Origin of the sequence: Pannonibacter sp. SL95, from assembly GCF_026672425.1 — a bacterium.
Classification (GTDB): Bacteria; Pseudomonadota; Alphaproteobacteria; order Rhizobiales; family Stappiaceae; genus Pannonibacter.
Window position 1 is genome coordinate 1,755,439 of the sequence record NZ_JAPPRC010000003.1, and the last position, 18,328, is coordinate 1,773,766.

Below are 18,328 nucleotides of genomic sequence, written 5' to 3' on the forward strand. Positions count from 1 at the left end.
GAGATAGGTCAATTGGAAAACAAAATACCAACTGGCCATCTTGATCGAAGTGAAGCTGTTTGCTCCATATTACGGGCCGAATATCGCGCCTATCAATACAGGTTTGTCGAGTTTTTCGTCGAACACCTTTCCGATATCAGCCGCAGCTTTCGCGGTGATCTGCAGGCGATGATCATCATCGCCGTTGTCGGCCAGATGCACATGCAAGCGCTGCGTACGGCCCAGGAAGTCGGGCTAGACCCGGCGTCTGTTCCCGATGAGCGAAAGAGCATCGGTGCTTCGCGTCTGGCCGACATCACCGGAATTCCACGCGAGACGGTCAGGCGAAAACTTGCGCAACTTGAAGGCAAGGGGTGGATCAAACGGAACGTAGACGGGTCCTGGAAGCTCGCTGTCACGGGCGGGGTTGCAGCCGCGCGGAATGAACTGTCCGAACTCGACAACCGCGCACTTGAGCGGGTCGCCCGACTTTACTGTGACCTGGATGCAATCGTTTCCAACGGTGCCCAAAATGGGCAGGTCCTCCCTTCCGGAGATTGATGTCGAGGCTGTAACATCCGCCCACACTCGCAGGTGGAGGCGGAAATGTTTGATCCGACTAAGTTTTCTCTTGAGGGCCAGACGGCTCTTGTGACCGGAGCCGGCGCAGGTATCGGGCGCGGCATTGCCGAATTGTTCGCCGCAGCAGGCGCTGCAGTCGTTGTCAGCGACCTCAACCAGGAGACGGCAGACGCCGTCGCCAGCGCGATTACCGCCAGCGGCGGTCGGGCAGTCGGTGTAGCCTGCAATGTGACGCAGGAGGCTGATCTCGAGGCGGCGGTCAAGACGGCTGTCGACACCTTCGGCGGGCTGACGATCCTGGTCAACAATGCCGGCGGGGGCGGACCGAAGCCCTTCGACATGCCGATGAGGGACTTTCATTGGGCCTATGAACTCAACGTGTTTGCTCCCTTCCGCCTGACGCAGCTGGCTGTTCCGCATATGGAGGCCGCAGGCGGTGGCTCGGTGCTCAACATTTCGTCGATGTCGGCCGAGAACAAGAACCAGCGCATGGCATCCTATGCCTCGTCGAAGGCGGCGATCAGCCATCTGACCCGCAACATTGCCTTTGACCTCGGCCCGAAAGGCATCCGCTGCAACGGCATTGCACCGGGCGCGATCCGAACGGATGCGCTCGCAACGGTTCTGACGCCCGACATCGAAAAGGCGATGCTCAAGCACACGCCGCTGAAGCGCCTCGGCGAGCCGTCCGACATCGCCTATGCAGCACTGTTTCTCTGCTCGCCCGCGTCGGCCTGGATCAGTGGACAGATCCTGACTGTATCCGGTGGCGGTGTGCAGGAGCTGGACTGATCGGCGTGAGTTTTTCGTTTATCTGTGAGGACATGTCATGAGCTTTGATCCGTTTGCAGAATTTCGCATGGACGGCCACACGGTCATTATCACCGGCGGGGCCCAGAACATTGGTGCCGGGATTGCCCGGACTTTGTGCGCAGCCGGGGCCAAGGTCATGATCGCCGACCTGAATGGCGAGCTCGCCGCAGAGACCGCAGCAGGAATTGCCAGGGAAACCGGTCAGGTCTGCCGTGGCATGGCATGCGACGTGACCGACAAGGACGCAATTGACGCGGTGGTCGCGGCGACGGTGAAGGAGTTCGGCGGCATCTCGACGCTGGTCAACAATGTTGGCTGGGGCGGCCGCCAGGATGATCCGGCCGCGATCCCGGAGGACGAATTCGTTCGCTCCTACAAGCTGAACACGATCAGCGCCTATCGCATGAGCATGGCTTGCCTGCCGTATCTGGAAAAGGCCCAGAACGCGTCGATCACCAACTCCGGGTCGTTCTCGTCCGCTGTCCCGGCCTATGACATCCTGCCCTACGCCACGGCCAAGGCGGCACTGAACCAGATGATGGTGTCGCTGGCGCACTTGTTGAACAAGAAGGTCCGTGTCAATTCGATCCTGATCGGAACGGTGATCACCGCCGGCTATGCAGACGCCGGTATCACGCCCGAGATGCAGGAACGGATGATGCATCCCGACAATCTGATCGGCCATCCGGGGCGTCCGCAGGATATCGCCAATGCGATGCTCTGGCTGTGTTCTCCGGCCGCCCAGTGGGTCAGCGGCCAGACGATCAACGTGCACGGCGGCGGCAGTGTCGTCCGTCTTTTTGGCCGTTGAGCCGGCGACGTGCCGCCACCTCGACAGCAACGCATGAGGGCGGATTGCGCCGGATCCAAACTGGCGCACTCCACAATCATCGGCTCGGGCAGGGGGCTGCTGTCCGCTGAACTGCCAGTCAGGAGAACTAAGCAATGCGACGCATGAAACGCGCACTCGCTGTGGCGGCAGTGCTGGGCGGATGGATCAGCTTGTCCTTGCCGGCACAGGCGGACACCCCGCTGACCAACGAACAGCTTGCGGTCATGATGTTTGTCGATCAGGGCCGCTCCTACGGCTACCAGACCATGATGGCCCGGATCCAGGTCGAGACCGTGCAGGCGGAACTGGAGCGCGATCAGGCGATCCTTCAGCAGACGGAAGACCTCTTCCGCAAGAACGCGGTGCCGCTCATCGACTTCGAGATCGCCCAGCTCAAGGATGCCTGGAACCGCAAGCAGCTGATCGTGGCGCAGAAGAGCCTCGAATATGTCAGCGCCGAATACGCAGCAATGACCCTGATGGCGGAGCATTTTGCCGGTGTGCCGGTCACGGTCGAACAGCTCTATGCAACGTTCCGCAAGGGATGGGATGCGGGCTGCGAGAAGGGACCTGACGAGGTCGAGGCAATGAAGGCCTGGGCCGCCTATGCCGAAAAATCACTGGAACGCGCCGGGCAGCTTAACGCCCGTGGCCATGTGTCCGACAGCGAGCTGCAGGATCGCCAGGCGCGCGTCAAGATCGCCCGTGCCAACTATCTGCAGCGCGAGGCGGGTCTCGACCGCTGCCGCACGGTTTTGTTCCCGACGCTTGAGCAGGTCATGGCGATCGGCCGCAAGTGATCAAGGATCTGTCCTGGATGGAGACCGGAATGACATCTGTTGCGCAGGCGGCTCATGGCCACGCCGCCATCCTCAAGGGGGCACTTCTGTCTGGCGCCATCAACGCCGTGATCAATGGCGCAATCCAGTGGTATCTCTTGTCCGGTCAGGGCCCTCTGGCCTTGACTGTCGACGCGATCACCAATGACGAGCACACGGTGTTCGGGTCGGCCGTTCCGCTGGCGGTCAGTCTCGCGATGATCCTGACGGCGGTGGCTTACTCCACGGTCAAGGGTTCCAAGCCGCCATTCTATCCGACCTTCCTCTGGATGACCGTCAAGAACGGGTTCTTCGCGCTGGGTGTCCTCATCACTTTCGCGGTGCTCTGGCAGCGCCTCCTTGGCACGATCGTTGTCTCGCTGCCCGTAGGGGTGATCATTCTGGGTCTGGTCGCCGGGGCTGTATCTGCGATCGTCAATTACATGACGATCCGGGCGGCGACGGCATCTGCAGCCTGATGGACTGGGGCGTGCGGCTTGCCCATCCCTGCCAAACCGGTAAAGCCGACCGTCTCGCAATACTGACGCTTTCGTCAGGGCGCTGGCTGCCCACCTTCCGCTGGATGGGCAGGCTCGGCCCGAGCGACGTCGTGTCGTTGACAGATCTTGCACCTCACGAAGGTCCGATACCGTCATTCGTGACCCGTATCCGCAGCAAGAGGTTGCCTGCACCGTTGGAGAGGTCAGGGCTGAGATGTCCCCTTCTTCAAACCTTTTGGCTGATAGCCGGCCTGGTGACCCGCTGCCTTGAGACCGGTAAAGCAGGCATCTGCTTGTCCGTAATTACAACTATAGTATGCAAAAATGCGAAGCCTCGCTTGCGGTGGGGCCGAATCGGAGATCTAACTGAGGCATGCAAACCTCTGATTGAGACGCATGCCTTACTACGCCCATTCAGCGCCAGATGCTGACGAAGCACTCTGGCAGACGCTTCCCGATCATTCCGTGCAGACTGCGGGGCTGGCATCGAAGTTCGCGGCGGACTTTGGCGGCGAGAGGCCAGCTTATCTGGCCGGCCTGCTGCATGACCTTGGCAAGTATAATCCCGAGTTTCTCGCCTATATCCGGGAGCCGCTGCGGCGCGGGGGCAAGGGGCCGGACCATTCGACGGATGGCGCCGGTGTCCTCCTGCGGGCGGCTCCAAGCGCAGCCGTTTGGGTTGACCGCGTCGCGCTGGAATTGCTCGCCCACGCGGTCGCAGGACACCATGCGGGACTTCCCGACCGGACGCGCAGTGTGCAGGAAACAAGTTCTGGTGCACTTCAGGAACGGCTGGAGCGGTGGGATGACACCCGGCTCGATCCGGTCTGGCAAGACGAACTCAGCGCTGATTTCAGCGCTCTGTTTCCGCCGGGGTTCCGCATGGACCCCAGAAAGGCAAGCACCAACCCGGCCGCCGCCGCGGCCTTCCAGATCGCGTTTATGGGCCGGATGCTGTTCTCCTGCCTCGTCGATGCGGATTTCAAGGACACGGAGACCTATTACAACCAGCTGAAGGGGCTCACTGCCGACCGGAACTGGCCGGCCCTGCAAGATGTGCTGCCAGAGCTGCGGGCGCGGTTTGACCGGGAAATGGCCTCGAAAGCCGCCGCATCCGGCAAGCTGACGTCCTTACGCGGCGAGATCCTCGCCCATGTGCGCGGGCGGGCAGCCGAGCCAGCCGGTGTCTTCACGCTCAATGTTCCGACCGGCGGCGGCAAGACGCTGGCCTCGCTCGGCTTCGCGCTGGATCACGCTGCGCAGCATGACCACCGGCGCATCATTTATGCCATCCCCTTTACCTCGATCATCGACCAGACGGCGGCGATCTTCCGCCGTGTGCTGGGCGACGAGATGATCCTCGAGCATCACTCGGCCATCGAGGAGGAGGGCCTCAAGGCGCTTGGCCAGCGCGACAAGCTGAAACTGGCCATGGAGGACTGGGCCGCGCCGGTGGTGGTGACCACCAACGTGCAGCTGTTTGAAAGCCTCTTTGCCAACCGGCCGGGGCGTTGCCGCAAGCTGCACAACATCGCCCGCAGCATCATCATCCTTGACGAGGCGCAGACCCTGCCGCTGCCTTACCTGAAGCCATCCGTCCTGGCGCTAGACGAGCTGGCGCGCAATTACGGCTGCACCATCGTGCTCTGCACGGCAACACAGCCCGCGCTGGACCGGCACGACTTTCCGGCGGGCAGCCTGATGGGGCTGGAGCTGGACAACCGGGAACTCGCCCCTGATCCTGCCCGGCTGGCGCGGGAGCTCAGGCGCACGATCATCCGGCGGGCAGGCGTTCTGAGCGACGACGATCTTGTGCGGGATCTCGCGGACCATTCCAGGGCCCTCGTCATCGTCAACAGCCGCAAGCATGCACTTGAGCTGTTCTCTTCCGCAAGGGCGGCTGGGCTGGAGGGGCTCGTTCACCTGTCGACCCGCCAATGCGCGGCCCACCGGCAGGCGCTGCTTGCGCGTGTTCGGGAAAAGCTGCAAGGCGACGGCCCTTGCCGCGTGGTCGCCACGAGCCTGATCGAAGCCGGGGTCGATGTCGATTTTCCGCGTGTCTATCGCGCCGAAGCGGGGCTGGATCAGGTGCTGCAGGCCGCCGGCCGCTGCAACCGCGAAGGCTCGCGGGCGCCGGACGACAGCCATGTTCTCATCTTCAAGCCAGAGGTCGCGCAGCCGCCCGAGGAACTGGCGCAATTCGCGGCGGCCTTTGCCAGTATCGAGCGCAGGCACACCGATCTCTTCAGCCCGGAGGCGATCCGGGACTACTTCCAGGAAGTCTACTGGCAGCGCGGTGCCAATGAAGGCAAGAGCGGTCTTGATGCCAAGGGCATCCTGGCGATGGCACGGATGGACAAGTCCGGCACCAACATCGCCTATCGCACGATTGCGAAGGAGTTTCGGATGATCGATAGCGGCATGCTGCCGGTGATCATCCCTTACGACGATCACGCCCGCCACTGGATCGGCCAGCTGGACGTCGAGTCCGTACCCTCCGGCCAGATTGCCCGCGAGCTGCAGCGTTATCTGGTGCAGGTGCTCCCGAAGGTGCGGACGGACCTGATCGCCAACGGCGCCGCCTCCGTCCGCGCCGCTCACCTCAGGGCGGACCAGTTCGTCGTGCTGACGGAAGCGAGCAGGCTCTACACGCCGGAGGTGGGGCTGTGGTGGGAAGAAATAGGCAAGCTCGGCGTTGCCGACAGCATCATTTAGGGAGGTCGTCTATCCATGCCCTACGGCGTGAAACTGTTGGTCTCAGGCCCGCGCGCCTGCTTCACGAGGCCCGAGATGAAGGCCGAGCGCGTATCTTACGATACGCTGACACCCTCGGCGGCGCGCGGCATCCTGGAGGCAATCCACTGGAAGCCGGCGATCCGCTGGGTCATTGACCGCATCCATGTGCTGCAGCCGATCCGCTTCCAGTCGATCCGCCGCAACGAGGTCGGCAGCAAGGCTCCGGCCGGCAAGATCAAGACGGCGATGAACCGGGGCAGTCTCGAGGATCTGGCACTCCTGGTCGATGAGGACAGGCAGCAGCGCGCCTCCACGGTTCTGGTCGATGTCGCCTATGTCATCGAGGCGCATTTCGAGCGCACGGCGCGCGCCGGGACCGATGACACCGAAGGCAAGCATATCGAGATGTTCAACCGTCGTGCCGAACGCGGCCAGTGCTTCCACCAGCCGTGCCTCGGCACCCGCGAGTTTGCCGCCGATTTCCGGCTGATCAGTGACGGCGAGCCTCTTCCCAAGGCTATCGCCGAGACCCGCGACCTCGGCTTCATGCTGTGGGATATCGACCACTCCCGGCCCGACCGTCCGTCCCTGTTCTTCCGCGCCATGCTGGAGAATGGCGTGATCGTGGTGCCACAGCCGGGCTCACTGGAGATCCGCCGATGACCATTCTTCAGGCCCTCAGCCGTCTGGGCGAGCGCATGGAGGCGGACGGCCACCTGCCGCCGCTTGGCTACTCGCCGGAAAAAATCTCTTATGTCATCTCGCTCAACGATGATGGAACTCCTGTCGACGTCCACGACCTTCGCGATGTGACAGGCAAGAAGCCGCTGCCGCGCACGGTCGCCGTTCCTCAGGCAATTAAGCGGACCTCCGGTGTCGCGCCCAACTTTCTCTGGGACAAGACGGCCTATGTGCTTGGCGTGACAGCGGGTGAGGGCAAGCGCCTTGCAGAGGAACACGCAGCCTTTGTCGAGCGGCACTTGACCGAACTGAAGGATGCCGACGACGCAGGGCTTGTCGCCTTGCGCCTGTTCCTAGAGCGCTGGACACCTGCGGACTTCGTCGCTCGGCGCTGGCAAGAGGCGATGAAGGACCAGAATGTGGTCTTCGCGCTGGAAAGCGAGCGCCGCAGCCGTTACCTGCATGACCGCCCGGCCGCCAAGGCCTTGTGGGCCCGGATGAATGCGGCGGCGGATGCAACGCTCGGCATCTGCCTCGTCTCCGGCGAGACGGCACCGATTGCGGTTCTGCATCCCTCGATCAAGGGCGTCTGGGGCGCCCAGTCATCCGGGGCGTCGCTGGTGTCCTTCAACCAGGCCTCGTTTGAATCCTACGGCCACGAACAGGGGCTCAACGCGCCGATGTCCGTGGCCGCCGCCGCCCGCTATGGCGGTGCTCTCAATGAGCTCTTGCGCCGGGACAGCGGCCACTCCGTCCAGATTGGCGACGCCTCCACCGTGTTCTGGTCGGAGGCCGTCGATCCGGATCTCAGTGCCGACGACATGGCCATCGTCGATGCCGTAAGCCAGGAATGGTTCGCCGACATCCCGGAGGTCGATCTCACCAAGCAGTCTGCCGAGGTTGGCGCCGCCTTGAGCCGCCTCCGGTCGGGCGAGCCGATTGCGCTGGTCCGGCCGCAACTCGCCAAGGGCGTCCGCTTCTACGTTCTCGGCCTCTCGCCGAATGCAGCACGGCTATCGGTGCGCTTCTATCTGGAAGATGATTTTGGCGCGGTGGCTGAGCGCTACGCCATGTTTGCATCCGAAATGCAGATCGATCCGCCCCCGCGGACAACCAGTCTCGCCTTGTGGCGGTATCTGCTGGAAGTGGCCGTTCTGGGAAAGCGCGAGAATGTGCCGCCGACGCTCGCCGGGGAGTGGATGCGTTCCATCCTCGCCGGCACGCCCTATCCCCAGACGCTTCTGTCATCCGTCCTGGTGCGGCTGCGCGCGGACGGCGATGTCAATGCCATGCGCGTTGCCATTTTGCGTGCCTTGGTCATTCGCAATTTCAGGCTTCACCCAGAGAAGGAGGCCCCTGTGGCATTCGATCCGGAAAACACGAACAAAGGCTATCTGTTGGGGCGTCTGTTCGCTGTCTATGAACAGATCCAGCAGGCCGCGCTTGGCAACGTCAACGCCAGCATCAAGGACAAGTTCTACGGCGCTGCCGCCGCCCAGCCACAGAAGGTGTTTGCCCTTCTCGACAAGGGATCGGCACCCCATCTCTCCAAGCTTGCCAAGCAGAAGCCGGGCTACAAGGTCGTGCTTGAGAAGCACGTCAGCTCGATCATGGAGTTGATGCAGCCCGGTGCTGATCCATTCCCGATTGCCCTGGCACCGCAGGAACAGGCCCTCTTCGGCCTCGGCTACTACCACCAGCGCAATGAATTCTTCAAGTCGACCAAGGACGTCGCTGCTCAGGAAGAGGTTGCCCAATGACCACGCTTGCCAATCGCTATGATTTTGTCCTCCTGTTCGAAGTCGTCAACGGCAACCCGAACGGTGATCCGGATGCCGGCAACCTGCCGCGGATGGACCCGGAAACGAACTTCGGTCTTGTTTCCGACGTCAGCTTGAAGCGCAAGATCCGCAACTACGTGTCCTTCGCCAAGGGCGACGAGCCACCGGCAACAGACAAGCCGCTTGAGGACCTTGGCCAGCGTTACGAGATCTTCGTAACGGAACGCGCGATCCTTGACCAGAAGCAGCGCCGGGCGTGGACGGCCAATGCCGTTCAGCCGGACAAGAAGGACGGCTACAGCCGCCTGCCCAAGGAGGATGCGGAAGCGCGCAAGCTCAGCGACTGGATGTGCGCCAACTTCTTCGATGTGCGGACCTTCGGTGCGGTGATGTCGACCAAGGGGGCAAACTGCGGCCAGGTGCGCGGGCCGGTCCAACTCACCTTCGCCTCGTCCGTCGAACAGATCATGCCGGCGGAAATCACCATCACCCGCATGGCGGCCACCACCGAAGACGAAACCAAGGGGGATATCCGCACCATGGGCCGCAAGCACATCGTGCCTTATGGCCTGTACCGTGCGCACGGCTTCATCTCCGCAAAGCTCGCCGAGCGGACAGGCTTTTCCGAGGCCGACAAGGAGCTTCTGTTCGAAGCGCTGGAGACCATGTTCGAGCATGATCGCTCGGCAGCCCGCGGCGAGATGGCAACCCGCAAGCTTATCGTCTTCAAGCACGACTGCGCGCTCGGCAAGGCCCCGGCCCATGCCTTGTTTGACCGCGTCCGGATCGGGCGCAATGTCGACGGCGAGTTCCGAGCTGTCGATGACCAGCGGCTTGGCAACATCCCGCCGGCCCGCCACTTCTCCGACTACATCGTCACCATCGACCGCGACAACCTGCCGGCCGGTGTGGAACTGATCGAACGGCTGTAACCCATGACAGGCGGGGAGGGGAGTGAGCTGCCACAGGACGGCGAGCCCATCCCGCTCTCCGCCCTGCAGCATGCCGTCTATTGCCTGAGGCAGGCGGCCTTGATCCATCTCGAGCGGCTGTGGGCGGACAACCGTTTCACCGCCGAGGGTCATGTGCTGCATGCGGTGGCCGACAAGCCTGGCAGCCGGTTTTCGCGCGGCGTGCGCCGGGTGTCGGCACTGGCCATCGCCAGCCGGCGGCTGAACATCGCCGGCGTTGCCGATGTGGTGGAGTTCCGCGCCTCGCCGCAAGGCGAGACCGCCTATCCAGTCGAATACAAGCGCGGCAAGGCCAAGCTGCACCGGGCCGACGAGGTGCAGCTCTGTGCGCAGGCCTTATGTCTTGAGGAAATGACCGCCCGGGCCGCCCGAGCCTGGCCCTCGATCTGATGGAGGAGCTGCGCCCCGTGCTGGCGGACCGGCTGGCCCTGTCGCTGTTCAACCGGCGTCAGTTGAGGGCAAAGGACTTTGAACCGCGCGACGGTGGCGCAGTGCTTCTCACAGATGACGCGCGCAAGCTCGTTCTCACCGCGTGGCAGGAGCGCAAGCGCGAGGAGCGTCAGCATCCCTTCCTGGACGAAAAGGCGCCACTCGGGCTCGTGCCCTATCTGCAAGCGCAACTCCTGTCCCGGCACCTGCGCGGCGATCTTGAGGCCTATCCCCCCTGGTTCTGGAAGTGAGCCGATGCTTGTTCTCGTGACCTATGATGTCAGCACCTCCAGCCCGGGCGGCGCCGGCCGCCTGCGCCGTGTGGCCAGGGCCTGCCAGGACTTCGGCCAGCGTGTGCAGTTTTCGGTCTTTGAAATCGAGGTCGACCCAGCCCAGTGGACACAGCTGAAGGCCCGCCTGGAAGGGATCATCGCGCTGGAAACCGACAGCCTGCGCTATTACTATCTGGGTTCGAACTGGCAACGCCGGGTCGAGCATGTGGGCGCCAAGCCAGCGGTCGATCTCAATGGACCGCTGATTGTTTAGGACAGGTCCGATAAAAGCAGGTCGGCCTTGCCTCAAGTGTTGCACACCGGCAAGGCGCGCAGGGTCTGCGGCCCCCATATGCCGCACAGGCCGTCTCAGTCGTAACCGGGGCGCATTCGCGCGAACCTGAAGCGTGCCTGAAACCCCGCTCCGGTTCGCGCTTGCGCCAGCTCTTTGAAAACATGCAAAAATTCCCGGCCGGTACGCTCATTCCGCCGGCAACGCCCCAGATCTGCATGACGCCTCGCGCTCGAGAGCCGATTTTCATTTGCCCAGCAAGCTGTTACGACCATATCCGTCGCTCCCTCACGGGAGCGCGGATCGAAACGCCTCTTTCGTTCCCGGCACCTGTGACTGGCGGGGTCGCTCCCTCACGGGAGCGCGGATCGAAACTTGCACCCGATCAGCGGCTTCGAAGAGGACCGGATGTCGCTCCCTCACGGGAGCGCGGATCGAAACTGCCGAAAGATCACCAAGCGATCCGTCATGGTCGTCGCTCCCTCACGGGAGCGCGGATCGAAACCAATCGCCTTCGCCTTTGATCAGGTTGCGCAGGGTCGCTCCCTCACGGGAGCGCGGATCGAAACATGACCTTGATCTTCGAGACTAGGGTGCGGCGCGTCGCTCCCTCACGGGAGCGCGGATCGAAACGACGAGGCCTGCCGCCAGTTCTGCCGTCGAGGACGTCGCTCCCTCACGGGAGCGCGGATCGAAACTTGCGTCGTCCGTCGTCGAGCGACAGCTTGATATGTCGCTCCCTCACGGGAGCGCGGATCGAAACAGTTCAGGCGTGCGACGCGCAGCGCCTCAATCGGTCGCTCCCTCACGGGAGCGCGGATCGAAACCGCGCCGCAGGCAACAAGCCCATGGAAGATTACAGTCGCTCCCTCACGGGAGCGCGGATCGAAACTGGCAGGGCAGGCTAACCGACGTAATCACCGCGGCGGTCGCTCCCTCACGGGAGCGCGGATCGAAACAAGCATCGTCGTCTGGCCTCCGGTTGTGGCCGCGTCGCTCCCTCACGGGAGCGCGGATCGAAACCGCCGTCGTGCTTGTATCCTTCGCTCAAAGGATGGTCGCTCCCTCACGGGAGCGCGGATCGAAACGGCCCAAGCGCGGCGGACGAGTTGGGGCAGGGGCTGTCGCTCCCTCACGGGAGCGCGGATCGAAACGCTGCGCCTTGAGAACGTGAGGCAGACGCGTGAGGTCGCTCCCTCACGGGAGCGCGGATCGAAACCACCCGGACGCCCGGGTTTCGGCGGTGATGGAAGGTCGCTCCCTCACGGGAGCGCGGATCGAAACAACGCTCGCCGATGGGGACTGCGATTGCATGGATTCCGGAGGCAGCTAATTCATCCACAGGCACCAGAAAGCCCTTGATCTGCGGGAGCATGCCGCGTAAACGGAAGCCGTCGGAGAGGTGGCCGAGTGGTCGAAGGCGCTCCCCTGCTAAGGGAGTAGGCGTCAAAAGCGTCTCGTGGGTTCGAATCCCATCCTCTCCGCCATCAACCTTCCTTGCAAATTGTTGTTTTTAAACGGATCTCGAGATTTTCTCGGGTTCGGTGTCCACTGTTTTTGCCGCGATGGGTCGCATTGCGGGGCCGATCAATGGTGACATCGCAGCGGATCTCGACTGCCCGCTTCATCGGGGCGTTAGACCCGAGACCGCTTGTGCTAGTCCCCACATCCCCGCTCCGATTCTGCCCTCGCTGAGCCGACGTTTTCTCAAAGCCTCGGCACGGTTGCCGCGCTGGGCGCGGGCGACATCGCTGCTCGGTCGGCCGGCAAAACGCCTATCGCGTAGGGCGTGGAGCTTGTGGATTGGGTGGTGTCGCAGGGACAATGCCGCTGAAGGGCGCAGGGCACTGGCGGCGCGTGAGCCTTTGCTCAGGTGAGGCCCATCATGAGATGGGGCGATGCCTTGGCGAATCCGGGCGTTGCGTTTGCGGAAAACAGGGCTGATTGCAATATCGCCCAACAAATGTGGCCGCGCTCTCGGGCAGGCCTGAACGTCTTGAAAAATGCTGCCGGCGGATCGTCTTGGATCAGGTGCGCGCCGGCAGCGGGGTGGATCGGGCCGCGGACATCTCGCCTCTGAAGGCGTGGTCAGCGCGGGCGATCAATGCAGCTTCAGCCATTCGCGGGCAGAGCGCTGAGCTTCAGCAATGTCAGCGGCCGACATTTCGCCGGAGATTTCCTTGCGGTAGCGCGCCGCTTCCATGTTGCCCTTCATGGCAGCCAGGTTGAACCACTTGTGCGCCGAGATCAGGTCGGTCTTGCCGGAGCGGCCGCAGGCGCTGTCGAGGCCCATCTGGAACAGGATGTCGGCGGTGGCAGGAGCCTCGCCCATGATGGCCATGTCGGCCGAGTGCATTTCAAAACGAGCCATGTCAGCTCTCCCCGTTTGACTTGCAGGTCCCTACAACCTGCTTCCCGGAAGCGCTTTTGATTAAGTTGTTCCGCGCTTCTTGAGGAAATACTCGCCTGACTGGTTGAAAAGCTCGTTAAAAGTCTAACTTAATGCAATTCAAACAAGACTTTAATCCTTGCTTAAATTGAGGCTTTGGTAAGCAAGTCCGGGCGAAATCACCTTGTTGCTCAAGGGCGGATCATTCAATTCCAAACAACTGCGGTGATGATTTTCTAACCATGTTCCAAGGCAGCCGCTTTTTTCCCGGGAATTTTGCCGTCTCCAGCAGCTTTCGGAAGCCCGCCCAGGCAACTTCATGACGGCACTTGGGGCCGCGTTGCCATTGGCGCTACCGGGGTGCCTTGGACAAAAGCGCTGAAATGCGGACGTATCACGCCCTGAAAACGCTCAAACGCCGCACGGGCTTGACCAACTCTCGATGAAACAAGCTCGCCGATAGTTGGTCTCAGGTGTCAGGGCGCGCCGACAACGGTCCAGGGCGTCTCGAACCAGTGTTCCTGCAGGTTGGGTGTCGATCCGATCCGGTCCACCACCGCAAACAGCCCCGGCGCCTCCAGTGGGGTGAGCACGCCGTGCCAGGTGCCCCGGTGCAGGTTGATGCCCTGGCCGGGCTCGGTCAGGAACGCGCGCGGCGCTCCCGGGCGCCCGTCGTCGTCCGGCGCCACGATCACCAGAAAGGACGTCAGGCTCATCGGGATGAAGGCCTGGCTGCCGTCCGGGTGGCGCTCGACAAGGTCGAGCTGGTAGGGCAGCGCGCGCGGTTCTGCCTTGAACAGCGAGAGGCCGGCGCGGCCGTCAGGGCCGAAATCAAGCCGGGCGCGGTCGTGGTAGCGGCCGCACAGGCCCTGGTTGATGATCCGGTCAGGATCGCCCAATGCCTCCAGCACATCACCGAACGGGGCGAAGGCGGCGGCCGTCAATGGCTCGGTGTGGATCAGGCGCATGGCTCAGCGGCCCAGAACGCCGCCGAGGCGGACATGGCGGTTGACGTCCTTGTAGAGCAGATAGCGGAACGGCGAGGGGCCGCCAGCGTAGCAGGCTTGCGGGCAATAGGCGCGCAGCCACATGAAGTCGCCCGCTTCCACTTCCACCCAGTCCCGGTTCAGCCGGTACACGGCCTTGCCTTCCAGCACGTAGAGCCCGTGCTCCATGATGTGCGTTTCCTCAAACGGGATCAGCCCGCCGGGCTGGAAGGTGACGATGTTGACATGCATGTCATGGCGCAGGTCCGACGGGTCGACGAAGCGGGTTGTCGCCCAGGCGCCGTTGGTGTCAGGCATCGCGGTTGGCGCGATATCCTTTTCATTGGTCACGAAAGCGGTCGGGTGGTCGATGCCGGGCGCTGCCTCGTAACGCTTGCGCACCCAGTGGAACCGCGCCGGAGCCTCACCCTCATTGCTGGCAGTCCAGGGGCAGCCGGCCGGCAGATAGGCATAGCCGCCGGGGGCCAGCACATGCCGTGTGCCGGCAATGGTCAGGGTCAAGGTGCCATGGGTGAGGAACAGGACGCCTTCGGCCAGCGGGTCCGGCTCCGGGCTGTCCGAACCGCCACCCGGCAGCAGCTCCACCACATACTGGCTGAAGGTTTCCGAAAAACCGGTCATCGGCCGGGCGATGATCCAGCAGCGCAGACCCGCCCAGCCGGGCAGGTAGGAGGTGACGATATCCGAGAACACGCCGCGCGGGATCACCGCATAGCTTTCGGTGAAGACGGCACGGCCGGTGTGGAGGGCGGTCTGGGGCGGCAGGCCGCCTGTGGGAGCGAAATAGTCGGTCATCGCGGTCTGGTTGGTTTCCTGAAGAGGACAAGGCCGGGTCAGAGCGTGGGGCCGGACCCGGCAGCAGAGGGTGAGATTACCTGCTTTTGCGGCGCTGTCGGCAAGGAAAGCAGCAGGCTCCACATGCCTGTGAACGGCGCTGATGTCTGCTCCGGCATGGCGGCCGGTCGCGGTCATGCGGGGCTCTGCCGCAGGCTTTCAGGACGCTGCCGGACTTCGGTCACAGATCTTTCAGTTCCTTGATATTTTTCTCGCGTTCACGTCATGATTCCGACACCGCCGGGAGGCAATTTCCACCGCAGTCTGTTAGGAATGGGCAGGGAGCGGCTGAGCGCCGGCTCCCGGACGAGACAACACGTGCCAGCATCGGCGCCACGCAAGGCGCCAGTTTCAGGGGCCATGGATGGAACAGAAGGTCACGGAAAGCACCGTTGAAGTCGAGGTCGTGGCGGTTCGCCCCCGGCGTCCGCTGATCACGGATCATGCTGCCGCGCGCTGGTTGCTGCTGATCATCCTGGCTGCCTCGGTCTGGTTCTTCCACGGTTTCATCGTGCCGGTTCTCGCCGCCACGATCATTGCCTTTGCCAGCTGGCCGCTGCTGGTCCGCGTCGAGCGCGTGCTGCCCGTCGGGCGGATCGGGGTTGCCTCGCTGATGGTGGCGCTGATCATCGGCTTCATCGTTCTGCCGATCATGTACGCGATGCTCTATGCCTTCGCCGAGCTGCAGATCTGGATCGACTGGGCCTTCGCCACCAACCAGAATGGCGCACCGGTGCCGGCCTGGATCGCCGGCCTGCCGCGGGTGGGCGAGTGGCTGACGGCGCAGTGGGACAAGCACATCGGCCATCCCGGCGCGATCAGCGAGCTGGTGCAGATCATTTCCGGCGCCAATTTCGGCTCCATCTACCGTGGCATCCTGACCGCCGGCACGCTGGTGTTCCATCTGGCGCTGACGCTGATCTTCATGCTCATCGCGCTTTTCATTTTCTACCGTGACGGCGAGAAGATCGCGGCCCAGATCGACCGCGTCGGCCAGCGCATCCTGCCGGAGCGCTGGGACCGGCTGTCGCGCGTGGTGCCGACCACGATCAGTTCCACGGTCACCGGCATGACCCTGATTGCCATTGGTGAAGGCATCATTCTTGGTGTTGCCTATGCCATTGCCGGCGTGCCGTCTCCGGTCACGCTCGGTGTCATCACCGGGTTCATGGCGCTTATTCCGGGCGGTGCGCCGCTCTGCTTCACCCTGGTGTCGATCTATCTGGTTGCCAGTGGATCCGCTTTTGCCGGTATTGCGTTGTTCCTCTGGGGCACGATCGAGCTCTTCATTGTCGACAAGACGGTCCGTCCGCTCCTCGTCGGCGGGCCGGTGAAGCTGCCGTTCCTGCCGACGTTCTTTGGCCTCATCGGCGGCGTGAAGACGATGGGCATCGTCGGCCTCTTCGTCGGGCCGGTGCTGATGGCGCTGGTGGTGGCCATGTGGCGCGAATGGCAGCGGGAAATCGAGGCCGCCAAACTGCGCTGACCTCGCAACAGGCCTGTCCGCAGGGACACTGCGGACAGGCTTTCAGTCTCTCAAGCGGCAGGGGCGCTGCTGATCCGCCTTATGGGCGGACGCGAACATCCAGCAGCGCCATCGTCCCGGTGCTCTCCATGTGATCCAGCGCCGCGCGGATCGCCGGCTCAAGATCGGCGGCATGTTCGACCTTGCGGGCAAACGCCCGGCTCGCCTCGGCGACCTTGACGAAATCCGGTACCGGTGACAGCTGTGTCAGCGGCATCCGGTTGGACCGCGCCGCATGACCGCCCGGATAAAGCCCCAGCACCGACTGGCGCACCGCCCCCCATTCCGCATTGTTGACGATCAGCACCAGCACCGGCAGCTCCAGCGCTTCGGCGATCTGATGACAGGCGACCGGATTGGCGAAGATGTAGGAGCCATCGCCCATGGTCGCGACGACGGTCCGGTCGCTGTTGCCGAGTTTCATGCCGAGAGCTGCCGGAAAACTCCAGCCAAGCCCGCCGGAATGCGGCTCTTGGTACCAGGCCTTGGGATGATCCAGCGACATGGGCGCCAGCGGGCACCCCAGTTCCGACAGGACCGCAGCGTCCCGCCCGGCCAGTGCCCGTGACAACGTCAGGCTGACAAACTCCTTGGTCATCGGGTCCTGCCCACCGGCCTCGGCACGGGCGATGACGGCGCGGCGCTGCTCGCCATTGCGGCGGCTCCAGCGGTCGAAACGGGCCTCAGCCTCGGGCTTGTGGCCCTCAAGCCGGTCTGCCAGCCTGGCTTCCAGCGCCAGAAGACCCGGCTCCACATCACAGGCCAGCGCCAGATCGCACGGGAAGTTGCGCACCGGGAAGCGGCTGTAGAGCGGATCCTGACCGAGCTGGATCACCTTGGCACCCGGCTTCAGCTTGTGAATGTCCGGCGACCAGGGCGCCAGGCTGTCGAGGACAAGGATCACATCCGCCTCGGCCAGCAGCGGGGCGGGATCGGCACCGGCCGCCATCGGATGGTCCAGCGACAGGGCCAGGCGCACGGCCCAGTATTGGCAGACCGGAATGCCCCAGTCTGTCGCAAGCCGGGCAAGCGCCTGATAGCCCGCAACCCCGCCGGTGCCGCGCTGTGCGAAGATCACCGGGTTCTTGGCATTGGCAATCAGCCCGGCGGCCGCGTCAAGGGCGGCGGCGTCGATGCCCTGCGCCGGCGCGCGCATCAGGGCCGGGGCTTCCAGGCCGGCACGGTCGCAGGGCTCGCACAGGATCTCGCGCGGCAGGCTGATGTAGACCGGGCCGCGCGGGGCTGTCTCGGCAATCGCCTTGGCCCGGTCGACGATCTCGCTCACCTGTTCGGGGAAGCGCAGTTCGTAGTCCCATTTGCAGGCCTCGCGCACCAGTGCCGTCTGGTCGTGCATTTCCTGGCCCCAGCCAATCGGCACGGTGCGGGCGCCGAAGCGGCCTTTTTCGGTGGTCGGCGTGCGGCCGGAAAACAGCAGCACGGGAATGTGCTCGGCGGCGGCATTGATCGCACCGATGGCGCAGTTGGCAAGGCCCACATTGGTGTGCGCCATCACCGCCTGGGTGCGGCCGGTCGCCAGATAATAGCCGTGTGCCATGGCCATGGCTGCGGCTTCATGCGGGATCACAAGGCCCTGCGGCAGGTCGATTTCCTTGGCCTCGGCTTCCGCCAGGCCCTCGATGATCGGCGGAAAGTCGGTGCCCGAGTTGGCGAAGATATAGTCGACGCCCAGTGCCTTCAGCCGCACCAGCAAGGCCCCGCCTGCCGTCAGGCTTTCGCCGCTGTCCTCGGTCCCGTTCTGCGCGTTCTTGCTCGTCAGCATCTTGCGATCTCGCATCTATTGCTATATTTGAAATTTCAATATCTATTATTGAATACTCGACCTGTGCAGGTCAATCGGCTCCCGAACTTTGCAGGATTGGACAGCGC

The 18,328-nt window shown here is 63.4% G+C and carries 16 protein-coding genes, 1 tRNA gene, 1 pseudogene and 1 CRISPR repeat array; of the genes and pseudogenes, 14 read left to right on the forward strand and 4 right to left on the reverse strand.

From position 1 onward, the window contains the following. The first annotated feature begins 12 nt into the window (after positions 1–12). The 13 genes and pseudogenes from OVA12_RS08945 to OVA12_RS09000 all read left to right on the forward strand — a co-directional run bounded on the left by OVA12_RS08945 (position 13) and on the right by OVA12_RS09000 (position 12,173). Positions 13–540, forward strand: a complete 528-nt coding sequence (locus OVA12_RS08945; protein WP_268136414.1) for a hypothetical protein — start codon at positions 13–15, stop codon at positions 538–540. A gap of 45 nt (positions 541–585) precedes the next feature. Beyond that, a complete protein-coding gene (gene hdhA, locus OVA12_RS08950) occupies positions 586–1,353 on the forward strand; it encodes a 7-alpha-hydroxysteroid dehydrogenase (protein WP_268136416.1) in 768 nt (255 codons plus the stop codon). Between the two features lie 37 nt (positions 1,354–1,390). Next, positions 1,391–2,185, forward strand: coding sequence for an SDR family oxidoreductase (locus OVA12_RS08955; RefSeq protein WP_268136418.1), 795 nt, complete (start codon positions 1,391–1,393; stop codon positions 2,183–2,185). 134 nt (positions 2,186–2,319) lie between these two features. After that, a complete protein-coding gene (locus OVA12_RS08960; protein WP_268136420.1) occupies positions 2,320–3,006 on the forward strand; it encodes a hypothetical protein in 687 nt (228 codons plus the stop codon). Between the two features lie 29 nt (positions 3,007–3,035). Next, positions 3,036–3,503 carry a hypothetical protein gene (locus tag OVA12_RS08965; RefSeq protein WP_268136422.1) on the forward strand — a complete coding sequence of 156 codons (468 nt, stop codon included), beginning with the start codon at positions 3,036–3,038 and terminating at the stop codon, positions 3,501–3,503. A 417-nt stretch (positions 3,504–3,920) separates the two neighbouring features. Further along, positions 3,921–6,239, forward strand: a complete 2,319-nt coding sequence (gene cas3 / locus OVA12_RS08970) for a CRISPR-associated helicase Cas3' (protein ID WP_268136424.1) — start codon at positions 3,921–3,923, stop codon at positions 6,237–6,239. Between the two features lie 75 nt (positions 6,240–6,314). Further along, positions 6,315–6,923, forward strand: coding sequence for a type I-C CRISPR-associated protein Cas5c (gene cas5c, locus OVA12_RS08975; RefSeq protein ID WP_442793828.1), 609 nt, complete (start codon positions 6,315–6,317; stop codon positions 6,921–6,923). Then, the gene (cas8c, locus tag OVA12_RS08980; protein WP_268136428.1) at positions 6,920–8,701 is read left to right on the forward strand and encodes a type I-C CRISPR-associated protein Cas8c/Csd1; all 1,782 of its coding nucleotides are present in this window, start codon (positions 6,920–6,922) and stop codon (positions 8,699–8,701) included. Before cas5c ends, cas8c begins: the two co-directional genes overlap by 4 nt. Further along, positions 8,698–9,654, forward strand: coding sequence for a type I-C CRISPR-associated protein Cas7/Csd2 (gene cas7c, locus OVA12_RS08985; RefSeq protein ID WP_268136430.1), 957 nt, complete (start codon positions 8,698–8,700; stop codon positions 9,652–9,654). The genes cas8c and cas7c overlap by 4 nt, the downstream gene beginning before the upstream one ends. A gap of 3 nt (positions 9,655–9,657) precedes the next feature. Beyond that, positions 9,658–10,056: pseudogene (gene cas4, locus OVA12_RS23895) on the forward strand (CRISPR-associated protein Cas4); the annotation flags it as partial. Between the two features lie 44 nt (positions 10,057–10,100). Then, positions 10,101–10,373: a CRISPR-associated endonuclease Cas1 gene (locus tag OVA12_RS23900; RefSeq protein ID WP_326493898.1), complete on the forward strand. Its 273-nt coding sequence runs from the start codon at positions 10,101–10,103 to the stop codon at positions 10,371–10,373. Between the two features lie 4 nt (positions 10,374–10,377). After that, complete coding sequence (gene cas2, locus OVA12_RS08995) at positions 10,378–10,668, forward strand: CRISPR-associated endonuclease Cas2 (RefSeq protein ID WP_268136433.1); 291 nt, start codon at positions 10,378–10,380, stop codon at positions 10,666–10,668. Positions 10,669–10,965: 297 nt separating this feature from the next. Next, a CRISPR array of direct repeats spans positions 10,966–11,970; the repeat unit is 31 nt; unit sequence GTCGCTCCCTCACGGGAGCGCGGATCGAAAC. A gap of 112 nt (positions 11,971–12,082) precedes the next feature. Beyond that, positions 12,083–12,173 (forward strand) — tRNA-Ser (locus OVA12_RS09000). 614 nt (positions 12,174–12,787) lie between these two features. On the opposite strand, the gene OVA12_RS09005 is transcribed toward OVA12_RS09000, so the two are convergent. The 3 genes from OVA12_RS09005 to OVA12_RS09015 all read right to left on the reverse strand — a co-directional run bounded on the left by OVA12_RS09005 (position 12,788) and on the right by OVA12_RS09015 (position 14,877). Next, positions 12,788–13,027 (reverse strand): hypothetical protein, encoded by a 240-nt coding sequence (locus OVA12_RS09005; protein ID WP_442793854.1) that lies wholly within the window; start codon positions 13,025–13,027, stop codon positions 12,788–12,790. Between the two features lie 524 nt (positions 13,028–13,551). Beyond that, positions 13,552–14,043: an ureidoglycolate lyase gene (locus tag OVA12_RS09010; RefSeq protein WP_268136437.1), complete on the reverse strand. Its 492-nt coding sequence runs from the start codon at positions 14,041–14,043 to the stop codon at positions 13,552–13,554. Positions 14,044–14,046: 3 nt separating this feature from the next. Then, positions 14,047–14,877, reverse strand: coding sequence for a bifunctional allantoicase/(S)-ureidoglycine aminohydrolase (locus OVA12_RS09015; protein WP_268136439.1), 831 nt, complete (start codon positions 14,875–14,877; stop codon positions 14,047–14,049). A 403-nt stretch (positions 14,878–15,280) separates the two neighbouring features. Between OVA12_RS09015 and OVA12_RS09020 the strand changes: the two genes are divergently transcribed. Next, complete coding sequence (locus tag OVA12_RS09020; protein WP_268136441.1) at positions 15,281–16,402, forward strand: AI-2E family transporter; 1,122 nt, start codon at positions 15,281–15,283, stop codon at positions 16,400–16,402. Between the two features lie 79 nt (positions 16,403–16,481). Here OVA12_RS09020 and OVA12_RS09025 read toward each other — a convergent pair whose 3' ends face one another. Further along, positions 16,482–18,221: a thiamine pyrophosphate-requiring protein gene (locus tag OVA12_RS09025; RefSeq protein ID WP_268136443.1), complete on the reverse strand. Its 1,740-nt coding sequence runs from the start codon at positions 18,219–18,221 to the stop codon at positions 16,482–16,484. Positions 18,222–18,328 lie beyond the last annotated feature (107 nt).